The 22,797-nt window shown below is 70.0% G+C and carries 7 protein-coding genes; 6 read left to right on the forward strand and 1 reads right to left on the reverse strand.

Annotation, left to right across the window (positions count from 1 at the left end; translation table 11 throughout):
- Nucleotides 1-4 precede the first annotated feature (4 nt).
- Complete coding sequence (locus tag STRTU_RS03645) at nucleotides 5-9,622, reverse strand: non-ribosomal peptide synthetase (protein WP_159742205.1); 9,618 nt, start codon at nucleotides 9,620-9,622, stop codon at nucleotides 5-7.
- Nucleotides 9,623-10,224: 602 nt separating this feature from the next.
- Here STRTU_RS03645 and STRTU_RS03650 point away from each other — a divergent pair.
- From STRTU_RS03650 to STRTU_RS03675, 6 genes are all read left to right on the forward strand, one after another.
- On the forward strand, nucleotides 10,225-18,117 hold the full coding sequence (locus tag STRTU_RS03650) for a non-ribosomal peptide synthetase (RefSeq protein ID WP_269777332.1): 7,893 nt from the start codon (nucleotides 10,225-10,227) through the stop codon (nucleotides 18,115-18,117).
- 67 nt (nucleotides 18,118-18,184) lie between these two features.
- Entirely contained in the window at nucleotides 18,185-18,439 is a 255-nt protein-coding gene (locus STRTU_RS03655; RefSeq protein WP_159742207.1) for an acyl carrier protein, read from the forward strand.
- Entirely contained in the window at nucleotides 18,436-19,668 is a 1,233-nt protein-coding gene (locus tag STRTU_RS03660) for an acyl-CoA dehydrogenase family protein (RefSeq protein WP_159742208.1), read from the forward strand. Before STRTU_RS03655 ends, STRTU_RS03660 begins: the two co-directional genes overlap by 4 nt.
- Complete coding sequence (locus STRTU_RS03665; RefSeq protein ID WP_159742209.1) at nucleotides 19,640-20,695, forward strand: HAD-IIIC family phosphatase; 1,056 nt, start codon at nucleotides 19,640-19,642, stop codon at nucleotides 20,693-20,695. The genes STRTU_RS03660 and STRTU_RS03665 overlap by 29 nt, the downstream gene beginning before the upstream one ends.
- 177 nt (nucleotides 20,696-20,872) lie before the next feature.
- A complete protein-coding gene (locus STRTU_RS03670) occupies nucleotides 20,873-21,907 on the forward strand; it encodes a COX15/CtaA family protein (protein WP_159742210.1) in 1,035 nt (344 codons plus the stop codon).
- A gap of 72 nt (nucleotides 21,908-21,979) precedes the next feature.
- The gene (locus STRTU_RS03675) at nucleotides 21,980-22,567 is read left to right on the forward strand and encodes a 1,2-dihydroxy-3-keto-5-methylthiopentene dioxygenase (RefSeq protein ID WP_159742211.1); all 588 of its coding nucleotides are present in this window, start codon (nucleotides 21,980-21,982) and stop codon (nucleotides 22,565-22,567) included.
- Nucleotides 22,568-22,797 lie beyond the last annotated feature (230 nt).

The following is a 22,797-nucleotide window of genomic DNA, read 5'->3' on the forward strand; positions in this document are numbered from 1 at the left end:
GCGCTCAGGTCGCCTGGCGCGACCGTGGCCGCAGCTTCGGCCTGGCCCTCCCGGGGCTCTTCAGGTTCTCGGCGAGTTCCGCCACCGTCGGCTTGGTGAAGACCGTCCGCAGGTCGACCTCCGCACCGATGACGGTGCGGATGCGTCCGATGAGGCGCGTCGCGAGCAGCGAATGGCCGCCGAGCTCGAAGAAGTTGTCGTCGATGCCGACCGTCTCCAGACCGAGGACCTCGGCGAACAGCCCGGCGAGTGCCTCTTCGCGGGGGCCTCTGGGAGGCCGGGCGGGGGCAGTGCGGTCGCCGGTGTGGTCGGGGGCGGGCAGGGCCTTGCGGTCCAGCTTCCCGTTGGGCGTCAGCGGCAGCTCCGCGAGCGGCACGACGGCCGCCGGCACCATGTGCTCGGGCAGCCGCAGGCCCAGGAACCGGCGTACCTCCCTCTGGTCGAAGACCGCGCCGTCCCGCATGACCGCGTACCCGACGAGCCGCTGGTCCCCCGGCCGGTCCTCGCGGATCACCACGGCCGCACTCGCCACGTCCGGGCGGGACGCCAACGCGGACTGCACCTCGCCGAGCTCGATGCGGAAGCCGCGCAGCTTGACCTGGTCGTCGGTGCGCCCCAGATACCGCAGGGTGCCGTCGCGGTTCCAGCACGCCAGGTCACCCGTGCGGTACATCCGCGTGCCGGGCGCGCCGTGCGGATCCGGGACGAACCGCTCCGCCGTCAGCCCCGGCCGGTTCACGTACCCCCGCGCGAGCCCCGCCCCCGCGAGGTACAGCTCACCGGCCACGCCCGGCGCCACCGGAGACAGTGCCGCGTCCAGCACGTACACCCGCGTGTTGGCGATGGGCCTGCCGATCGGCGGGTCGCCGTGGACGTCGCCGTCCGCGTCGCACGGGTGGAACGTGACGTCGACCGTCGCCTCCGTCGGCCCGTACAGGTTGTGCAGCCGCGCGGGCAGCACGGAGTGGAAGCGCGTCACCAGGTGGGCGGGCAACGCCTCACCGCTGGCGAACACCTGCCGCAGGGACACGCAGCGCCGCGCCGACGGTTCGTTCAGGAACGCGTCGAGCATCGACGGCACGAAGTGGGCGGTGGTGATCCCCTCAGCCGCCACCAGCTCCGCCAGGTACTGGGCGTCCTGGTGGCCGTCGGGCTTGGCGAGCACCAGTGCCGCACCCTGCAGCAGCGGCCAGAAGAACTCCCATACAGAGACGTCGAACCCGGCCGGTGTCTTCTGCAGGACCCGGTCGTCGGCCCCGAGCCCGTACGCGGACTGCATCCACCGCAAGCGGTTGACGACCCCGGAGTGCGGGACGGCGACACCCTTGGGGGTCCCCGTGGAGCCCGAGGTGTAGATGACGTACGCCGGGTGAGCCGGGTCGGGCGCGATATCCGGGTCGGTGACTTCGGACCGGGCCAACTGGTCCTGTACGGCGGGATCGTCCACGCAGACCGTCACGGTCCCCTCGGCCCACAGCCCGCCGGTGCCGGAGTGCGTCACGACCAGCGCCGGGCGGGCGTCCTGGATCATGAAGCGGATGCGGTCGACGGGGTAGCCGGTGTCGATCGGCAGATAGGCGGCACCCGCCTTCAGCACGGCAAGGAGCGCGACGACCAACTCCGGCGAGCGGGGCAGCGCGAGCGCCACGATCTGCTCGGGGCCGACGCCTTGCTCCCTCAGGTGCCGGGCCAACTGGTCGGCTCGGGTGTCGAGTTCGGCGTACGAGATGTGGACGCCGTCGGCGATCAGCGCGGTCGCGTCGGGTGTCGCGTGCGCCTGGGCCCGGAAAAGCTCCGGGACGGTGCCGGACGGCACCGGTACGGCGGTGTCGTTCCACTGCTCCAGGACCTGGCGCCGCTCACCGTCGGACAGGACGTCGACCGAGGCGACGCGTCGGCCGGGATCGTCCACGACCGCACGCAGCACCCGCAGCAGCCGCTCCACCAGAGCCGTCACCGTACCCGGCTCGAACAGATCGGCGCGGTAGGCGATCGAGCCGGTGATCCCGTCCGGGGACCCGTCATCGGCATGCCGCTCGGCCACGTTCACCGTCAGGTCCATCCGCGCGGCCCCGGTGCGGACCTCCTGCGGGACCGCCTTGGCGCCGGCGAAGGCCAGTTCGCCGCGCGGGTTGCTGTTGAACGCGAGCATGACCTGGAAGAGCGGGTGGTGGGCGAGCGACCGCGTCGGGTTGAGGACCTCCACCAGGCTCTCGAAGGGGATGTCCTGGTGGGAGTAGGCGTTGAGGTCGGTCTCGCGGACGCGGTCCAGGAGTTCGGCGAAGGTGGGGTCGCCGGACAGGTCTGTGCGCAGGACCAGGGTGTTGACGAAGAAGCCGACCAGGTCGTCGAGTTCCTCCTCGCCCCGACCGGCGACCGGGGTACCGATCGGAATGTCTGTCCCGGCACCGAAACGGTGCAGGAGCACACCGAGGGCGGCCTGGAGCACCATGAACACCGTCGTCTGGCGCGACCGGGCGAGCCCGATCAGCTCCCGGTGCAGCTCGGCGTCGACCCGCACCGGAACCGTGCCGCCCTCGTACCCGGCCTGCTCGGGGTAGGGATGGTCGGTGGGCAGCTCCAGACGCTCCGGCAGGCCGGCCAGGGCTCGCTTCCAGTAGCCGACCTGCGTGGCGAGCAGGCTCTCCGGATCGCTCTCGTCGCCCAGGAGTCGGTGCTGCCACAGGGTGTAGTCGGCGTACTGGACGGGCAGCGGGGTCCAGGCCGGCGCACGGCCTCCGCGCCGGGCGGCGTAGGCGATGCTCAGGTCACGGGCCAGCGGACCCATCGACCAGCCGTCACCCGCGATGTGGTGGATCGTCAGGACCAGGACATGTTCGTCCGTGACACCGTCCAGCGTGAACAGGGCGGCGCGCAAAGGCAGTTCGGTGGACAGCTCAAAGGGATGATGCACCGCGCCGTCCACGACGGCGGCCAGATCGGCCTCGCCGACCGTCTCGACGCTCACCACGGGCCGGGCCTGGGCAGCCGGCAGTACGTGCTGACAGGGCTGCCCGTCCACCTCGGGGAAGACCGTGCGCAGCGCCTCGTGGCGCGCCACCACATCGGCAAGGGCGGCACGCAGGGCATCCGCGTCCAGGGCACCGGAGATGCGCAGCGCCGCGGCACCGTTGTACGTCGCGCTGGGGCCCTCCAGGCGGTGGAGGAACCACAGGCGGCGCTGGGCGAACGACAGGGGCATCCGCTCCGGCCGCGCACTCGGCACGACCGGCGGCCGTACCGTCGTGCCGCCGCCGAACAGCGAGGCCAGGCCGGCCACCGTGGGCGACTCGAAGAACGCCTTGATGCCGAGTTGCACACCCAGGGTGCTGCGGATACGGCCGATGACGCGGGCGGCCAGCAGGGAGTGCCCGCCGAGGTCGAAGAAGTTGTCGTCCGCTCCGACCCGGTCGGGCTCGGTGCCGAGGACGTCGGCGAAGAGTCCGGCCAGGATCTCCTCACGCGGGCTGCGCGGCGCCTTCTCCGGTCGCCCGTCGACCCCGCCATCGCTGTCAGCGGCGTAGTCGGGGGCGGGCAGCGCCTTGCGGTCGAGCTTTCCGTGCGCGGTCAGCGGCAGGGCGTCCATGACGACGATCGCGGACGGCACCATGTACTCCGGCAGCCGCGCGGCGAGCCGCCCCCGTACCTCGGCGGGGTCGACGCCCCCGCCGGTCTCCGCGACGACATAGCCCACCAGACGCCGGTCCCCCGGCTGGTCCTCGCGCACCATCACCGTGGCCCGCGCCACCTGGGCGCAGCGGGTCAACTCGGTCTCGATCTCGCCGAGTTCGATGCGGAAGCCGCGCAGCTTGACCTGGTCGTCGGCGCGGCCCAGGAAGGCGAGCGTGCCGCAGGCGTTCCACCGTGCCAGGTCGCCGGTCCGGTACATACGGGACCCGGCAGGACCGTACGGGTCGGCGACGAACCGCTGCCCGGTCAGCCCCGGACGCCGCAGATATCCGCGTGCCAGGCCCATGCCCGCCACGTACAGCTCGCCGGGCACGCCGGGGGGCACCGGACGCAGCCCCGCGTCCAGCACGTACACCCGGGTGTTGGCCATCGGGCGGCCGATCGGGACCGGTCCGTCGGGCAGTTCGTCCCCCGGTTCGATCCTGAACTCGGTGCAGTTCACCGTGGCCTCGGTCGGACCGTACACGTTCAGTACGGTCACGTCCGGGTGCCCGGAACGCCACTTCCGCAGCGTCTCACCGAGCAGCGCCTCGCCGCCGAGCAGCAGCTCCTGACGCGGGGACAGCTCCTCCGAGAGGCCTTCGAGGAGGGCGAGGTGGCTGGGTGTGGCCTTCAGGAAGTCGCAGCCGAGCGTCCGTATCTCCTCGTTGTCCTCCAGGCCGTCCCGCAGCTCGGCGAGCACCACGCGGCCGCCCGAGACCAGCGGGGTGAAGAGCGCGGTGATCGAGAGGTCGAAGGAGAGGGAGGTATGCAGCAGCGCCACGCCCCGCGCCCCGGTGTAGCGGCGGCGGGTGTCGCGGAGGTAATCGGTCACCGCCTCGTGCGGGACGACGACGCCCTTGGGCGTGCCGGTGGAACCCGAGGTGTAGATGACGTAGGCGGGGTGGGCGGGTTCCAGCGGTGAGACGCGGTCGGCGTCGACCAGGTCGGAGTCCGCCTGCCGGTCCAGGGTCTGTCCGACGGCCGGGTCGTCGAGGCAGAGGACAGGGGTGCCGTCGGCCCACAGGTGCGCCGAGGCCGCATGGGTCAGGACCAGGGCGGGCCTGGAGTCCTCGACCATGAAGCGGATGCGGTCGACCGGGTAGTCGGTGTCGATCGGCAGATACGCGGCACCGGCCTTCAGCACGGCCAGGAGCGCGGTGATCATCTCGGTGGAGCGGGACAGCGCGAGCGCCACGATCTGCTCGGGTCCGACGCCTTGCTCCCTCAGGTGCCGGGCCAACTGGTTGGCGCGGGTGTTGAGTTCGGCGTAGGAGGTGTGGACACCGTCGACGGTCAGCGCGGTCGCGTCGGGCGTCGCGTGCGCCTGGGCCTGGAAGAGCTCGGGGAGCGTGCCGGACGGGCCGGGCACGTCGGTGTCGTTCCAGGTCCGGAGCAGTTCCTCCTGCTCGGCGCCTGACATCAGGTCCACCGACCCCACGAGCTGCTCGGGGTCGTCGAGGAGGGTGGTCAACGCCCGGCGGTACCAGCGACCGATGGCCTCGATCCGCTCCCGGGAGAACCGCGTCGCGTCGAACTGGATGACTCCGTCGATCCCCTGCGGCTCACCGCCGGGACCATACTTCTCCCGCAGGGTCAGGGTGAGGTCGCGGCGCGAGACCTGCGTGTTCCACGACGAGGTCGACACGTCCAGACCGGGGATGTTCAGCTGCTGCGCCTCGTGGTTCTGCAGCGTGAGCATCACCTGGTAGAGCGGTTGGTGGTCCGCGGAACGGGCGGGGTTGAGGACCTCGACCAGGTTCTCGAACGGTACGTCTTGGTGGGCGTAGGCGCTCAGGTTGGTCTCGCGGACGCGGTCGAGGAGTTCGGCGAAGGTGGGGTCGCCGGACAGGTCTGTGCGCAGGACGAGGGTGTTGACGAAGTTGCCGACGAGCGTGTCCAGCTCCTGCTGGGCCCGGCCGGCCGTCGGCGTGCCGATGGGGATGTCCGTGCCGGCGCCGAGGCGGTGCAGGAGGACGCCGAGGGCGGCCTGGAGCACCATGAACACGGTGCTGCGGTGGCCCCGCGCCACCTCGACGAGGTCGGCGTGCAGATCCGCCGCCAAGGGCAGCGACGCCACTTCCCCTCGCCGTTCGCCCTCTGCCGTCCCGATGAGGTCGGTGGGGAGTTCGATGCGTTCCGGGAGTCCGGCGAGGGTGTGTTTCCAGTAGTCGAGTTGTGTGGCCAGGAGGCTGTGGGGGTTGGAGTCGTCGCCCAGGAGTTGGTGTTGCCACAGGGTGTAGTCGGCGTATTGGACCGGTAGGGGGTGCCAGGTGGGGGTGTGGCCTTGGTGGCGGGCGGTGTAGGCGGTGCTGAGGTCGGTGGCCAGGGGGCTCATGGACCAGCCGTCGCCTGCGATGTGGTGGATCGTCAGGACCAGGATGTGCTCGTTCACCGTGTCGGTGAGGGTGAACAGGGTGGTGCGCAGGGGGAGTTCGGTGGCCAGGTCGAAGGGGTGGCGTACCGCGCGGTCCACGGCGGTGGCCAGGTCGGTCTGGTCGATCGTCTCGGCGGTCATCTCGGGGCGGGCTTGGTCCGCGGGCCTGATGTCCTGATGCGGCTGGCCGTCGACATCGGGGAATACTGTCCGCAGTGCCTCGTGCCGGGCCACCACATCACCCAAGGCCGCGCGCAGTGCCGCCGTGTCCAGCGCGCCGGTCAGGCGGAGTACGACGGGCACGTTGTAGGTCGCGCTGGGGCCTTCGAGGCGGTGGAGGAACCACAGGCGGCGTTGGGCGAAGGACAGCGGTATCCGCTCGGGGCGGGCCGCCGGTATCAGCGCCGGACGCTCGATGGAGGCGGCGGCCGGGTCGGCGCCGGTCTCCAGGAGCCGGGCCAGTGTGGCGACGGTGGGAGCGGTGAACAGGTCCCGGATGGTCAGTTCCGTACCGAGCACCGCGCGTATCCGGCCGATCAGCCGCATCGCGAGGAGCGAATGCCCACCGAGTTCGAAGAAACCGTCCTCGACGCCGACGCGGTCGGGCTCGATGCCGAGGACTTCGGCGAAGAGACCGGCGAGGATCTCCTCGCGCGCATCGCGCGGAGCCCGCAGCCGTGCGGTGCCGGTGGTGTAGTCGGGTGCGGGCAGCGCCTTGCGGTCCAGCTTGCCGTTCGGCATCAACGGCAACGCGTCCACGACCACCAGCGCGGACGGCACCATGTACTCCGGCAGCCGCTGGGCGACGGCCGACTTGACCCGGCCGGCGTCCAGCTCACCGGGGGTCTCGGGTGTGACGTAGGCGACGAGGCGTCGGTCGCCGGGCCGGTCCTCGCGGATGACCACGGTGGCGGTGGTGATTCCCGGGCAGGCGGTCAGCGCGGCTTCGACTTCGCCGAGTTCGATGCGGAAGCCGCGCAGCTTGACCTGATCGTCGGTACGTCCGAGGAAGTGCAGGGTGCCGTCGTTGTTCCAGCGGGCGAGGTCGCCGGTGCGGTACATGCGGGTGCCCGGCTCGCCATAGGGGTCGGCGACGAAGCGCTGCGCGGTCAGTGCGGAGCGTCCCAGATATCCGCGGGCGACGCCGGCCCCGGCCACGTACAGCTCACCGGGTACACCGGGCGGTACGGGGGAGAGTCCCGCGTCCAGCACATAGACGCGCACGTTCCCGATCGGACGACCGATCGGCGGGATGACCGACCCGGAAAGCGGCTCGCTCATCGTCGCACAGACCGTCGTCTCCGACGGACCGTACGCGTTGACCATCCGACGGCCGGCGGACCACCGCCCGGCCACATCCGGACCACAGGCCTCACCCCCCACGACCACCGTCATCGACGCCGGAACCCGCGCCACATCCAGCACACCCAGCGCCGACGGCGGCACCATGCAATACGTCACCCCCGCATCACACAACACACGCGCCAACGCCTCCCCCGGCGCCAACTCCTCCACCCCGGCCACAACCAACGCCGCACCCGACAACAGCGCCAGGCTCCAGTCCCACGTCGCCGCATCAAAACTCGGCGACGCGAACTGCAACACCCGACTCCCCGGACCCAACCCCAACTCCGGACCCGACGACGCCACCAGATTCACCAAACCGGCATGCCCCACCACCACACCCTTGGGCACACCCGTCGAACCCGACGTATAGATCACATACGCCGCATGCGCAGGATCCACCACAGTGGCCAGGTCAACCGCCTCCAGACCAGCCAACCGGTCCTGCACGGCACCATCATCAAGCAGGACAGTGGCCATCCCATCCGCCCACGGACCAGCAGTACAGCCATCCGTCAGGACCAGCGCAGGACACGCGTCCTCGATCATGAACCGCACCCGCTCCACCGGATGAGCGGTATCGATCGGCAGGTACGCCGCCCCCGCCTTCCACACCGCGAGCACCGCGACGACCAACTCCGGCGACCGCGGCAACGCCAAGGCCACCAATCGCTCCGGCCCCACACCCCGCTCGACCAACAACCGCGCCAGCCGATTCGCCCGTGCGTTCAACTCACCGTAGGAGAAGACCACTCCACCGTCCGCGGCCACCACCGCGGCAGCATCCGGCGCCTCAGCCACCCGCGCCTCGAACACAGCCGCAGCCGTGCCCTCCGGCACCTCGACCGCCGACGAACCGCACCACGCCCCCAGCACACGCTCCCGCTCATCAGCGGTCAGCAGACTCAACGAGCCGACCCGCTGACCGACGTCCTCGGCCACAGCCGACAGGAGCCGGAGCAGGCGGTCGGCGATGGCGGTGACGGTGTCGTGGTCGAAGCGGTCGGTGCGGTAGTCCAGGCGGATCCGGAGGACGTCCCCGGGGGCGACGGCCAGGCTCAGCGGGTAGTGGGTGGCGTCGCGGCCCTCGGCCGCCGCGACCGTCAGCCCTCGCGCGTCGTGGTCGGCGGACGTGTCACGGTCGGCGGGGAAGTTCTCGACGGCCACGACGGTGTCGAACGCGTCGCCGAGGCCGGCAGCCCGCTGGATCTGGGAGAGGCCCAGGTGTTGGTGGGGCAGCAGGGCACCCTGCTCGTCCTGGAGGCGCACGGCGAGGTCCGCCCACGTGTCCTCGGCAGCCACCCTGACCCGCACCGGGACGGTGTTGATGAACAGGCCGATCATGCTCTCGATGCCCGGGATCTCGGGCGTGCGCCCCGAGACGACGGCACCGAAGACCACGTCGTCCCGGCCGGTCATCCGGCCGACGAGCACACCCCAGGCGGCCTGGATGAGCGTGCTCAGCGTGACGCCCGAGCGGCGCGCCTGGGCGTGCAGCGCGGCCGTGATCTCCTGCGGGACCTCCGTGACGAAGCGTTCCGGCAGAGCGGTCGAGGGGTCGTCAGAGGCCGTGGCCAGCTTAGGAGTTGACAGGTGTGTGGGTTCCGCGCCGGAGAGCGCGGCCGTCCAGGATGCGAGCGCGGCGTCGCCGTCCTGCTCGGAGAGCCAGACCAGGTAGTCCCGGTAGGGCGTGACGGAGGGCAGGTCGGTGTCGTCGCCCTTGGCGTCGTACAGGGCGAGCAGTTCGCGCACCATCAGAGGCGACGACCAGCCGTCGACGAGCACGTGGTGCTGGGTGATGACCAGTCGGCTCCGGTCGGCTCCACCGTCGTCGGACCGGTGCCTGAGCAGGGCGAAGCGCAGCAGGGGCGGGCGGTCGAGGTCGAACCGCCGGGCCCGCTCGGCGTCGGCGTACGCCCGCGACTCGGCTTCGGCCTGCGCGGCGGACAGGCGGGTGAGGTCGATCTCCTCCCACGGCAGTTCCACGTCGCGTGCGACGACCTGGACCGGCTGGTCGAGATCGTCGATCCAGAACGCGGCGCGCAGATTCGCGTGGCGGTCCAGCAGAGCCTGACCGGCGGCGCGCAGCGCGCCGCCGTCCACGGCGCCGTCGAAGTCCAGGATCAGCTGGATCGCATAGACATCGGGGCCCTCGCCATCGAGGAGGGCGTGGTAGACCAGCCCCTCCTGGAGCGGTGAGAGCGGCCAGACATCCTCGAATTCATGCGACATGGCTGATCCATTCCCCGTACTCAGACGCTCTTTGTGACTCAGTCGCTACATGTGTCGGACCGGCCCATGGACTGTGCGCGGTCGAGCGATACACACCGGGCACGAATTCCGCACGGCCGACGTGAAATCGCATGGAATGTGATGGCCGAGCCGAATCACATCGACATGGACCGTGACATTGAGAAAGGCATTCAAATCGGCTGGACTGCCGAGATACTAATGGACACAAGTCATCCGACGAGCCTGACATGGCTTTGCGTCTCCCCCGAGAAGATCTTTCCATCGGCTCCGCTCCCCCGCACCGCAGACACTTCTCAGCAACGCGGTTTGAGCCTAACCGGACGCTACTACAGTTATTGACACCTGTCACCCATCCCGCCTGCCACCTGCCTCAACAGCCCTCCTGAAGGCGGGTTCTGACTGATCGTTCAAGCGGCTTCTCCTCCGAACTGTGGCGCGTCGCCGCGGACCCGGCACAGGGCCTGTGGCCACCACTCCGAAACCGCGTGCCAAACTATGTGGAGCAAGAAGGCGCGTTGTGTAACTATGCAGGAGTCCGGCGAGTGACCGGGCCGGGTTCAAGTCGCTGCGGGGGGCGTGGGGTGCTGGATCCCATTGATGATAAATGGCCGTTGACGGCTGCTCAGTTGGGCGTCTGGTTCGCAGGTTCCTTAGGGCCGGGCGGCTCTGTGTACAACGTCGGTGAGCGGGTCGAGATCCATGGGCCGATCATGCCCGACATTCTTGAGAGAGCACACCGGATTGTTCTCGATGAGGCAGAGGCACTGCGGTTCACGATCACGCAGGGGCCGGACGGTCCGCTTCAGGTCGCCGGTGCCGCACACGTGCCGGTGCGCAGGGTCGATTTCAGTGCCGAAGCGGATCCGCGAGAAGCGGCCGAGGCATGGATGCGGTCGGACATGGACACCGCGTTCGACCTGGTCCAGGGGCCGCTGTACGCCCCCGCGCTGCTTGCCATCGACCCGGCTTTCCATATTCTGTACAGCCGTTACCATCACGTTGTGATGGATGCGTGGAGTTCCGCGCTGATCACTCGGCGTACCGCCCAGGTTTACTCGGACTTGGTCACGGATCAACCGGACGGCGGGACTCCATTTCCCTCGTTCCGAACCCTGCTGGAACACGAGAGCAGTTACCGCGGTTCGGAAGAGTACGAAGCCGACCGTCGGTACTGGCTCAAGCGACTCCGCAATGCCCCCGCACCGGTCAGTCTGTCCAGCCGGCCGTACCGCAGGCCGACGGACATTCGCCGGCGGCGTGCGGCGCTCAGTGCGCGGCTGTCGGACACCTTGCGTTCCACGGCCGCAAAACTCGGCGTCAGCTGGTCCGTATTGGCTGTGGTGGCAACGGCGGCTTATGTGGGGGCCGTCACAGGAGAGAGCGCCGTGTCCGTGGGACTTCCCGTCTCGGGCCGCCTGGATGAGATCGAGCGCGATACACCGGGAATGACGGTCAACGTCGTTCCACTCCAGATCACGGTGGAGCCCGAACTGGCCTTGTCCAAGGTGGCAAAGCAGGTCTGGGCCCAGACGACCCGCGCGTCCCGGCACAGCCGGTACCGAATGGAGGACCTGCGCCGCGACCTCACCTGGTCGACAGGTGGCGGCCTCCCTTACGGCCCCGTCGTCAATGTCATGGCATTCGACTACGACATCCACTTCGGCGGCCACCCGGCGAAGGCGAGCAGCATCTCGCAGCGCTACACCGACGACTTCTCCATCGCCTTCCACGAGGGCGAGCGCGAAGGCGCCATCGAGGTGTACTTCGACGCGAACGACCACATGTACAGCCAGGAAGAATTCGACGCTCACGTCGCGCGGTTTCTGCTTTTCCTGGAGCGAATCGCGGACGCCGGTCCTGACCGGCGGATCGGCTCGTTGAGTCTGCTGACCGCTGATGAGCGGGAGCGTGTGCTGGGGGCGTGGTGCGGTTCGTCGGCGGTCGAGGTGCCGGAGGGCACGGCTGCGGCTGTGTTCGAGGCGCGGGTCGCCGAGGCGCCGGGTGCGGCGGCGGTGGTGTCGGGGGACGGCAACACCGTCTACACGTACGGCGAGTTGAACGCACGGGCGAACCGGCTGGCTCGGCTGCTCGTCGAACAGGGCTTGGGCCCGGAGCAGTTGGTGGCCCTTGCCCTGCCCCGGTCGCCGGAGCTTGTGGTCGCGGTCCTCGCCGTACTGAAGGCGGGGGCGGCGTACCTGCCGGTGGACACGGACTACCCGGTGGAGCGGATCCGCTTCATGCTCCAGGACGCCGGTCCGAGTGCGGTACTGGTGGACTCCGCTTCCGCGACACGGCTGCCGAACGACGGCTTCACCACACTCACCCTGGACGATCCGCAGGTCGAGGCTCGCCTGACGGGACTGTCCGAGGCAGATCTGACGGCTGCCGACCGGGCGGGCGCGCTGGTTGCCGAGCATCCCGCGTACGTCATCTACACCTCGGGGTCGACGGGTGTGCCCAAGGGCGTCGTCGCCCACCACGCCGGACTGGTCAACCTCGCCTTCGCCCAGAGCGAGCAGTGGCGGATCGGTGCGGGCAGCCGCGTGCTGCAGTTCGCCTCACCCAGCTTCGACGCCGCCGCCTCGGAGATCTTCACCGCCCTCCTCTCCGGCGGCGCCCTGGTGACCGCCGACGCGGAGCAACTGGCGCCGGGGGCGGCACTGACCAAGGTGCTGCGGGACGCGGGCGTCAGCCACTGCACGCTGCCGCCGTCCGCGCTGCCTCTCCTGGACGTGGCGGATGTGCCGCGGGCGATGACGCTGGTCGTGGCGGGCGAGGCCTGCGGGCCCGACACGATCGAGCGGTGGTCCGCCGGCCGACGGATGATCAACGCGTACGGTCCGTCGGAGACGACGGTCTGTGCGACGATGAGCGAGCTGCTCTCCGGGTCGGTCATCCCGCCGATCGGTCGTCCGATCGGGAACGTGCGCGTCTATGTGCTGGACGCGGGACTCTCCCCCGTACCGCCTGGTGTACCCGGTGAGCTGTACGTGGCCGGGGCCGGTGTCGCCCGGGGATATCTGGGGCGCTCCGGACTGACCGCGCAGCGCTTCGTCGCCGATCCCTATGGCGAGCCGGGTACCCGCATGTACCGCACCGGCGACCTCGCCCGCTGGAACAACGACGGCACCCTGCACTTCCTCGGCCGTACCGACGATCAGGTCAAGCTGCGCGGCTTCCGCATCGAACTCGGCGAAGTCGAAGCCGCGCTGACCGCCTGCCCGGGAATCACCACCGCCACCGTGGTCATCCGCGAGGACCGGCCCGGCGACCGACGCCTCGTCGCCTACGTCACACCCGAGACCCCCGGTGAGCTGGACGCCGGGCGCGTCAAGTCGGCCGTCGCCCAGCGGCTGCCGGAGTACATGGTGCCCTCCGCGCTGGTGGTCGTGGACGCGTTGCCGTTGATGCCGAACGGCAAGCTGGACCGCAAGGCGCTGCCCGCACCCGACTACACCACCGGCACCGCACGGCTGCGGGCTCCGCGCGATGCGCGCGAGGAGATCCTCGCCGGTCTCTTCGCCGAAGTCCTCGGCATCGAGCCCGACCGCGTCGGCGTCGAGGACGGTTTCTTCGAACTCGGTGGGCATTCGCTCCTCGCGATGCGGCTGATCGGCCGGATACGCGCGGTGCTCGGTACGGAACTGACCATCCGGGACCTGTTCACCGCTCCCACCGTCGCCACACTGGCCCGGCTCCTGGAGACCGGCGCCAACCCCGCCGCCGCCATCGGGCGTCCGGCGCTGATACCGGCGGCCCGCCCCGAGCGGATACCGCTGTCCTTCGCCCAACGCCGCCTGTGGTTCCTCCACCGCCTCGAAGGCCCCAGCGCGACCTACAACGTGCCCGTCGTGCTCCGCCTGACCGGCGCGCTGGACACGGCGGCGCTGCGCGCGGCGCTGGGTGATGTGGTGGCCCGGCACGAGGCACTGCGGACGGTCTTCCCCGATGTCGACGGTCAGCCGCATCAGGACATCAGGCCAGCGGACCAAGCCCGCCCCGAGATGACCGTCGAGACGATCGACCAGGCCGACCTGGCCGCCGCCGTGGACCGCGCGGTACGCCACCCCTTCGACCTGGCCACCGAACTCCCCCTGCGCGCCACCCTGTTCACCCTCGCCGACACGGTGAACGAGCACGTCCTGGTCCTGACGATCCACCACATCGCGGGCGACGGATGGTCCATGAGCCCCCTGGCCACCGACCTGAGCACCGCCTACACCGCCCGCCACCAAGGCCACACCCCCACCTGGCCTCCCCTACCGGTCCAATACGCCGACTACACCCTGTGGCAACACCAACTCCTGGGCGACGACACCAACCCCCACAGCCTCCTGGCCACACAACTCGACTACTGGAAACACACCCTCGCCGGACTCCCGGAACGCATCGAACTCCCCACCGACCAGCCGTATCCCGAGCAGGCCGGATATGAAGGCGCATCGGTACCGGTGCAGATCGACGCCGAACTGCACCAGGCCCTGACCGCTCTGGCCCGCTCCCGCCAGACGACGGTGTTCATGGTGCTCCAGGCCGCCCTCGGCGTCCTCCTGCACCGCCTCGGCGCCGGCACGGACATCCCCATCGGCACCCCCGTCGCCGGACGCGGCGAGGACGAACTCGACAACCTCGTCGGCTTCTTCGTCAATACCCTCGTCCTGCGCACAGACCTGTCCGGCGACCCCACCTTCGCCGAACTCCTCGACCGCGTCCGCGAGACCAACCTGAGCGCATACGCCCACCAAGACGTACCGTTCGAGAACCTGGTCGAAGCGGTCAATCCGACCCGGTCGCTGGCCCACCACCCGCTCCACCAGGTCACGCTGGCGTTCAACAACACCCCGCCCACCAGCGTGAACTTCCCGGAGGTGGACGCCGTACGGGAGTTCGCCGACGTTCGGGCCGCCCGGATGGACCTCACGGTCAATCTCGCCGAGCAGCATGGCGCGGACGGGTCCCCGGACGGCATCGCCGGTGTGATCACCTACCGTACCGACCTGTTCGAGCCGGGCACGGTGACAGCTCTGGTGGATCGGCTGCTGCGCGTGCTGCGAGCGGTCGCGGACGCCCCCGGCCGACGCGTCACCTCCGTCGACGTCCTGACCGACGACGAACGCCGCCGGATCCTCACGGAGTGGAACGACACCGCCACTCCCGTACCCTCCGGCACCGTCCCAGAGCTGTTCCAGGCCCAGGTGCGGGCCACGCCCGACGCCACCGCGCTGATAGCCGACGGCACCCACACCTCGTACGCCGACCTCAACACCCGCGCCAACCAGTTGGCCCGGCACCTGATGGAGCAAGGCGTCGGACCCGAGCACATGGTCGCCCTCGGGCTGCCCCGCTCGCCGGACCTCATCATCGCGCTGCTCGCCGTACTCAAGGCGGGCGCCGCCTATCTGCCGATCGACACCGACTACCCGGTCGACCGCATCCGCTTCATGGTCCAGGACGCCCGCCCCGCCCTCGTCCTCACCCACACCGTCACCACCGCTCCGTGGGCCGAAGCGACCCCCACCCTCTGTCTCGACGACCCCTCCTTCCAGGGCCAGTTGGCCGCGCTGGACGCCACCGACCCGGCCACCGCGCTCCGCCCCGAGCACCCGGCGTACGTCATCTACACCTCGGGGTCGACGGGTGTGCCCAAGGGCGTCGTCGCCCACCACGCCGGACTGGTCAACCTCGCCTTCGCCCAGAGCGAGCAGTGGCGGATCGGTGCGGGCAGCCGCGTGCTGCAGTTCGCCTCACCCAGCTTCGACGCCGCCGCCTCGGAGATCTTCACCGCCCTCCTCTCCGGCGGCGCCCTCGTGCTGGCCGGCGCGGAGCGGCTGATGCCCGGTGAAGCGCTCGGTGGTGTGCAGCGGGATGCCGGAGTGACGCACTGCACGCTGCCGCCGTCCGCGCTGAACGTGCTGGACGTGGCGGATGTGCCGGGGGCGATGACGCTGGTCGTGGCGGGTGAGGCCTGCGGGCCCGACACGATCGAGCGGTGGTCCGCCGGCCGACGGATGGTCAACGCGTACGGTCCGTCGGAGACGACGGTCTGTGCGACGATGAGCGAGCCGCTCTCAGGGTCGGTCATCCCGCCGATCGGCCGTCCGATCGGGAACGTGCGCGTCTATGTGCTGGACGCGGGACTCTCCCCCGTACCGCCCGGTGTACCCGGTGAGCTGTACGTGGCCGGGGCCGGCGTCGCCCGCGGATATCTGGGACGCTCCGCACTGACCGCGCAGCGCTTCGTCGCCGACCCCTATGGCGAGCCGGGCACCCGCATGTACCGCACCGGCGACCTCGCCCGCTGGAACAACGACGGCACCCTGCACTTCCTCGGCCGCGCCGACGACCAGGTCAAGCTGCGCGGCTTCCGCATCGAACTCGGCGAAGTCGAAGCCGCGCTGACCGCCTGCCCGGGAATCACCACCGCCACCGTGGTCATCCGCGAGGACCGGCCCGGCGACCGACGCCTCGTCGCCTACGTCACACCCGAGACCCCCGGTGAGCTGGACGCCGGGCGCGTCAAGTCGGCCGTCGCCCAGCGGCTGCCGGAGTACATGGTCCCCACAGCCCTCGTCCCCCTCACCGAACTTCCCCTGACCCCCAACGGGAAGATCGACCGCAAGGCGCTGCCCCCGCCCGACTACACCACCGGCAACGCATCCACCAGCCGCGCCCCCGGCACGCCCGAAGAGAAGACCCTCACGTCCCTCTTCGCGGACGTCCTCGGCCTCGACCCCGCCCACATCGGGGTCGACGACGGGTTCTTCGCCCTCGGCGGCGACAGCATCAGCTCCATCGTCCTGGTCAGCCGAGCCCGCGAGGCCGGCCTGGGCCTCTCGCCCCGCGACATCTTCAAGCACCACACCCCGAGGAACCTGGCGCGCACCGCTCGGCCCCTGGCCGACAGCGATTCCGGGCCGGTGGCGGACGACGGTACGGGCCGGGTGCCGCTGACGCCCATCATGCGGTGGCTCGTCGAGCCGGAGCACTCCTTCGACGCGTTCTTCCAGGCGAGGCTCGTCCAAGTGCCCGCCGGTATCGGCCGCGGCCCGCTGGCGGAGGTCGTGCAGTCCCTCCTCGACCGTCACGACCTGCTGCGGGCCCGCCTGACGCGCGACGATGACGGGAACGCCGGGGCGCTGGAGGTTCCTCCGGCCCGCGGGGCGGAGGCGCGCACGGCGGACGAGGTGCTGACCCGGGTGGACTGCGCCGACGCGACCGCGCCCGAGCGTGAGCGGCTCCTTGCCGACCACGCCCGGCAGGCGCAGCAGGGTCTGGCGCCGTACGACGGGGTCATGCTGCAGGCCGTGTGGTTCGACAACGGCCCCCAGGAGCCCGGCAGGCTGCTGCTCACGATCCACCACCTCGTGGTGGACGGCGTCTCCTGGCGGATCATCCTCCCCGACCTCGCCGCCGCCGGAGCGGCCGTACTTGACGGGCGAGCACCGGAGTTGGCGCCGGTGCCGACCTCCTTCAAGAACTGGGCGGAGCGGCTCGGCCCGCTCGCCGTCGACCCGCGTCGTACCGCCGCCCTCGCGCACTGGGCCGAGACCCCATCTGGATCCGAGCCCGAACCCACGCTTGGCGACCGGGAGTTGGATGCCGGGATCGACACGGCGGAGCAGTTGCTCTCGCTGCACGTGTCGGTGCCGGTGGAGCTGTCGGAGGCGCTGGTCACCCGGGTGCCCACCGCGCTGCACGCCGGTGTCGACGACGTGCTCCTGACGGCTTTCGTCCTCGCGCACGCCCAGTGGCGTACCACGCGCGGTGACGCGGGCGGCACGGGTTCAACGGGTGCGACCTCTGTGCTGGTCGATGTCGAAGGGCACGGCAGGGAGAACCTGTTCGACGGGGTGGACACGTCCCGGACAGTGGGCTGGTTCACCGCCATGGCACCCGTGCGGCTCGATCCGGGCCGGGTGTCCTGGGCCGATGTCCGGCGCGGCGGTCCTGCCGCCGGGCGGGCTCTGCAGCGGGTCAAGGAGCAGCTGCGCACCGCGTCGGAGCTGCGTACCGACTATGGGCTGCTGCGCTACCTCAACCCCGATACCGCGCCGGTGCTCGCCGCGCTGCCCGGCCCGCAAGTGGCGTTCAACTACTTCGGGCGGGTCGGCGCAGGCCGGGCCCGCCGGGAGTCGGACCGGCAGCAGGCGGACTGGCAGCAGGTGGACGGCGCCACGGCCACCGGCGGCCTCGACCCGCGGATGCGTCTGACGCATGCGCTGATGGTGAACGCGGTGACGACCGAAGGGCCGTCGGGCCCGCAGCTGACGGCCACGTGGTCGTGGCCGCGGGGCGTGCTGGCGCGCGCGGACGTGGAGCGGCTCGGTCAGGGCTGGGTCACGTATCTGAAGGCGCTCGCCGCGCACGTCGACGGTCCCGAGAAGGCCGGCCGTACGCCGTCTGACCTGTCCCTGGTCAGCCTCAGCCAGAACCAGATCAGCCGGCTTGAGAGGAAGTGGAGGACGAAGCGTTGAGCTTCTCCGGTGCTTTCCCGATGGGCCGCGAATTCCTTGATCATGTGAGTTGGAGTGTGATGTCGCAGTGACTTCCGTATACGAGGACGAGGCCGTCCGATCCCGCGTTCTTGAGTACCTGCTGCGGTACGTGGACGACCCGGCCGAGCTGGAGGGCATGCAGCTCATCACCGGTGGGGTGCTGAACTCACTGGCGACGGTCTCGCTCGTCGGTCACCTTGAGAAGGAGTTCGGCGTCGAGGTCGACGACGACGACCTGGAGATCGAGAACTTCGACACGCTGGACAGCATCGTGCGGTTCGTGCAGGGGAAGCGGGCATGAGCGAGCCGCCGCCGACCGCGGAGGAACTGGGGCGGCTGCTGTTGCCGCTCGCCGACGAGATCGACGCCGCGAAGGCGGTGCCGCCCGGTGTGCTGAAGACGGTCGCCGAGTCCGGGGCGCTGGCCGCGATGGTGCCCGCCGAGTACGGCGGACGGCCGATGAACCACCGGGAGTACGGCGAGCTGAGCCGGGCGGTGGCGCACACCTCCGCGTCGTTGCAGAGCCTGCTGACCGTGCACGGCATGGTGTGCGCGAGCCTGAGCCGCTGGGGGTCGGAGGCCGCCCGGCGGCAGCTGTTGCCGCGCCTCGCCTCCGGCGAGCTGCTCGGCGCGTTCGGTCTCACCGAGGACGGTGCGGGCAGCGACGCGCAGGCGATCGGGACGACCGCGATGCCGGAGGAGGAGCCGGGAGCTTCGGACGGACCCAGCGCGGATGCGGGTGCTGGAGCGCAGACGTGGTGGCGCCTGGACGGCACGAAGCGATGGCTTTCCTTCGGGCAGGTCGCGGGCTGTTTCCTGGTCTTCGCCAAGCACGGCGACCGCAGTGTGGGATTCCTCGTCCGGCGCGACGACCCGGGCGTCACGGTGGAGCCGAGCCGCCCCACCAGTGGCTTCCGCAGCGCCATGCTGGCCGACCTGCATATGGACGGCTGCCGCGTCCCCGCCGACCGCATGGTGGGCCGTCCCGGCTTCGGCGTCGCCCAAGTGGCGGGCAGTGCCCTGTCGTTGGGGCGACTCTGTGTCGCGTACGGCTCCTTGGGACTCGCCGAGGCGTGCTGCGACGCGATGCTCGGCCACACCAGCGGCCGCAGGCAGTTCGGCGGCCGGCTGATCGATCTGCAGCTCGTCCGCGGTCTGATCAGCGATGCCGTGGTCGACACCGAGGCGGCGCGGCTGCTGTGCGAGCAGGCGGCGCGGGCCATGGACAGTCGGGGCGGCCGACTGATCGAGCAGGTGCTCACCGCCAAGCTCGCGGCGTCCCGCGCGGCGGGCACGGCGTCGGCCGCGGCCGCGCAACTGCACGGCGCGGTGGGCCTGGTGGACGGGGGCCCGGTGGACCGCTGGGTCCGGGACGCCCGGGTCATGCAGGTCATCGAGGGCAGCACGCAGCTGCTGCAGCATCTGCTGGCCGAGGAGAGCCTGCAGAGTTTCCGAGTACGCCGCCGCGATCCTCGGTATCCGTTCGTGCAAGGAGCTGATCATGTCGAGAGAGCCGGTCATGTCGAGTGAGCTGGTCAAGTGCGTCGTCTGGGATCTGGACGGCACGGTGTGGGACGGCGTGCTGTCCGAAGGCACCGGAGTAGAGCTGCGGCCCGGCATCCGCGAGGTGATCGACGCCCTGGACCGGCGCGGCATCCTGCAGTCGATCGTCAGCAAGAACGACGAGAAGGCGGCGCTCACCGAACTCGAACGGCTGGGCATCCGCGACTACTTCCTGGTGCCGCACGTCTCGTGGCAGCCGAAGTCCGAGCTGGTGCGGTCCATAGCCGAGCGGCTCAACATTGGCATCGACACACTGATGTTCATCGACGACTCCGAGTTTGAGCGGGCCGAGGTAGCCTTCGCGCATCCTCAGGTGCGGTGCGTGGACGCCGCCGAGGTCTCGGGGCTGCTCGCGAGGCCCGAGCTGTCCCGCCCGGTGACCGAGGACGGGCGCGGCCGCCGCACCATGTACGCACAGGCGGAGCAGCGCAACGAGTACGAGAAGTCGTTCGCCGGGCCGCAGATCGAGTTCCTCAGGTCGCTGCAGATGCGGCTCACCGTCGCGGTGGCCACCCCCGACGACCTGGAGCGCGCCGCGGAACTGACCGAGCGTACGCACCAGCTCAACACGACCGGTCTGACGTTCTCCAAGGCGGAGCTCCGTGAACTGATGGACCGGCCGGACCAGACGCTCCTGGTCGCCCATCTGGAGGACCGCTTCGGCGCGTACGGGACGATCGGCCTCACCCTGGTCGGCACGTCGGAGACCGAGTGGCGGATCAGGCTGTTCCTGATGTCCTGCCGGGTCATGGGGCGCAACGTCGGGGGCGCGATCCTGCGGTATCTGGCCCAGTCCGCCCAGACTGCACAGGTGCGTCTGACGGCGGACTTCAGGCCCACCGGGGTCAACAAGCCGATGTACACGGTTTACCGCCTGGCGGGCTTCAAGAAGAACTCGGTCGAGGGACCCGCACAGGTGCTGGAGATGGCGCCCGGCCTGCAGCACGGCTACCCCGATTACCTCGCGCTGTCGCTCCCCGAGACAACGGGCTGAGGGGTACGGCACCATGCCGGAAACGGATGCCGCAGCGACGGGAGACCACCCGAAGAACACGTTTGAGGGCTTCGGCAAGGATCCGGGGATCAGCCGGGAGACGCTGCGGAACTGGGTGCCGAATAATGACCTTGCTCTGCCCGAAAGCTCGCAGAAGCTCCCAACTACCATGGTCCGGTGCCGAATCCATTGAATCCCCTCAATCTGATCGCCCGTCGTTGGCAGCCCTCCGAGCAGGCGGTGAAACGGGCCGCGCTGGCCTCGGTGATGACGGCCGTCCTCATCGTGGTCACCGGTGGCGCGGTGCGGCTCACCCAGTCCGGGCTGGGCTGCGAGACCTGGCCGCAGTGCACCGAGGGCAGCCTGACCCCGACCGCTGATATGGGCATCCATGGCGTGATCGAGTTCGGAAACCGAATGATGATCTACCTGATGTGCGCCGTGGCCGGCCTGGTCATCCTGACCGCCAGGGCGCGTACACCGGTGCGCCGTGATCTCACCCGGCTCGGCTGGGCGCAGTTCTGGATCATCATGGGCAATGCCGTGGTCGGCGGCATCACCGTGCTGACCGGGCTCAACCCGTACATCGTCAGCTCGCACTTCCTGCTGTCCACGGCGCTGCTCACGGTGGCCGTGGTGACCTGGCAGCGCGCCCGGGAAGGGGACGCCCCGGCGCGTTACCTGGTGACCCGGCCGCTGCGGCAGCTGACTGGGCTGCTGGTCGCGGCCACCGCGGCGCTGATCCTGATCGGCACCGTGGTGACCGGAGCCGGGCCGCACGCGGGCGACGCGCGCAAGGTGCACCGGATCCCGCTGGACTGGCAGGAGATCACCCAACTGCACGTGGACTTCGTTTACATCGTGGTGGGCCTGACCGTGGCGCTCTGGTTCGCGCTGCGCGCTGTGTCGGCGCCGTCCGCCGTCCGCCGTCGGGTGCTGGAGCTCTTCGCCGTGTTGGCCGGACAGGGCGTGATCGGATATGTGCAGTACTTCACGCATCTGCCGGAGCTGGTCGTCGGCATCCATATGTTCGGCTCGTGCCTGGTGTGGATCGCGGTGCTGAGGGTCTTCCTCGCGCAGCGCGAGCGCTACGAACTGCCCGACGCACCCGCACCTGGAGACAGCGCGGAGTCGGCTGGGGGCCGGCCGATCGAGGAGGCCGGGGAGGCCGGGGACGCGGCTCAGCCTGCCGGAGCACATGGCGGTCGCTGACCGCGGCTCGCGGGCAGCGGAGGTGCTTCGTCGACCGCATCACAGAGTTGCCAATGCCTTGAGGAGTGTGCCATGACCCTGCTGACCACGTGGCCGGAATCCGGCCCCGGCACCGTCATACGCCGTACCACCGATCCCGGTGAGATCGCCGCTGTACTGGCACCCATCGGGGTTCGCTATGAGCAGTGGCCGCTGCGTGACCACGTGCCCGAAGACCCTGAGCCCGAGGCGGTGTTGAGGGCGTATCGGGAAGAGGTCAAGGGCCTGGTTGCTGCTGAAGGGTTCGCCACCGTCGACGCCGTCGGGTTGCGGCCGCGGAAGGACCTGGGGTGGCGGTTGGCCGCCAAGGCCGAGCGGAAGAAGTTCCTCAGTGAGCACACGCATGATGATGACGACGAGGTGCGCTTCTTCGTCGCGGGGGCCGGAGCCTTCTATCTGCACGTCGATCGCGAGGTGCATGCCGTGCTGTGCGAGGCCGGGGACCTGCTGAAGGTACCGCGTGGGACCAAGCACTGGTTCGACATGGGGGCTTCGCCGTCATTCACCGTCATTCGCTTCTTCCATGAAGAGAACGGGTGGGTCGGAAACTTCACCGGCAGTGACATCGCCTTGAAATTCCCTGACTTCGATGCGCTCATGGCGGCGCGAGCGGCAGCCTGACCCTGCGCTTGCCGGGAATCTCATCCGACCGGCTCAGGCAGCATGTTGGTACGCGTGGAGGATGCCGCCGACTCGTTCGCGTCGTCGTATGGCGAGGCGGGTGATCTGCTCCGGACCGGTGACCTTGGCGTTGGCGCCGTGTTGCCGCGCAAGGTGGGCGACGCGGGCCGGATCTTGGGAGGTTGCCGGGCGGTCGCTCGCGGCTTGCCTCGGGGCCATCGCGGCGGGCA

Source organism: Streptomyces tubercidicus, from assembly GCF_027497495.1.
In the GTDB taxonomy this organism is placed as follows: Bacteria; Actinomycetota; Actinomycetes; order Streptomycetales; family Streptomycetaceae; genus Streptomyces; species Streptomyces tubercidicus.

What these genes read in the sequence shown, in the direction of transcription:
- STRTU_RS03665 (WP_159742209.1), top strand. Translation starts at nt 19,640, where the DNA reads ATGTCGAGAGAGCCGGTCATGTCGAGTGAGCTGGTCAAGTGCGTCGTC.
- STRTU_RS03645 (WP_159742205.1), bottom strand. Translation starts at nt 9,622, where the DNA reads ATGTCGCATGAATTCGAGGATGTCTGGCCGCTCTCACCGCTCCAGGAG.
- STRTU_RS03660 (WP_159742208.1), top strand. Translation starts at nt 18,436, where the DNA reads ATGAGCGAGCCGCCGCCGACCGCGGAGGAACTGGGGCGGCTGCTGTTG.
- STRTU_RS03675 (WP_159742211.1), top strand. Translation starts at nt 21,980, where the DNA reads ATGACCCTGCTGACCACGTGGCCGGAATCCGGCCCCGGCACCGTCATA.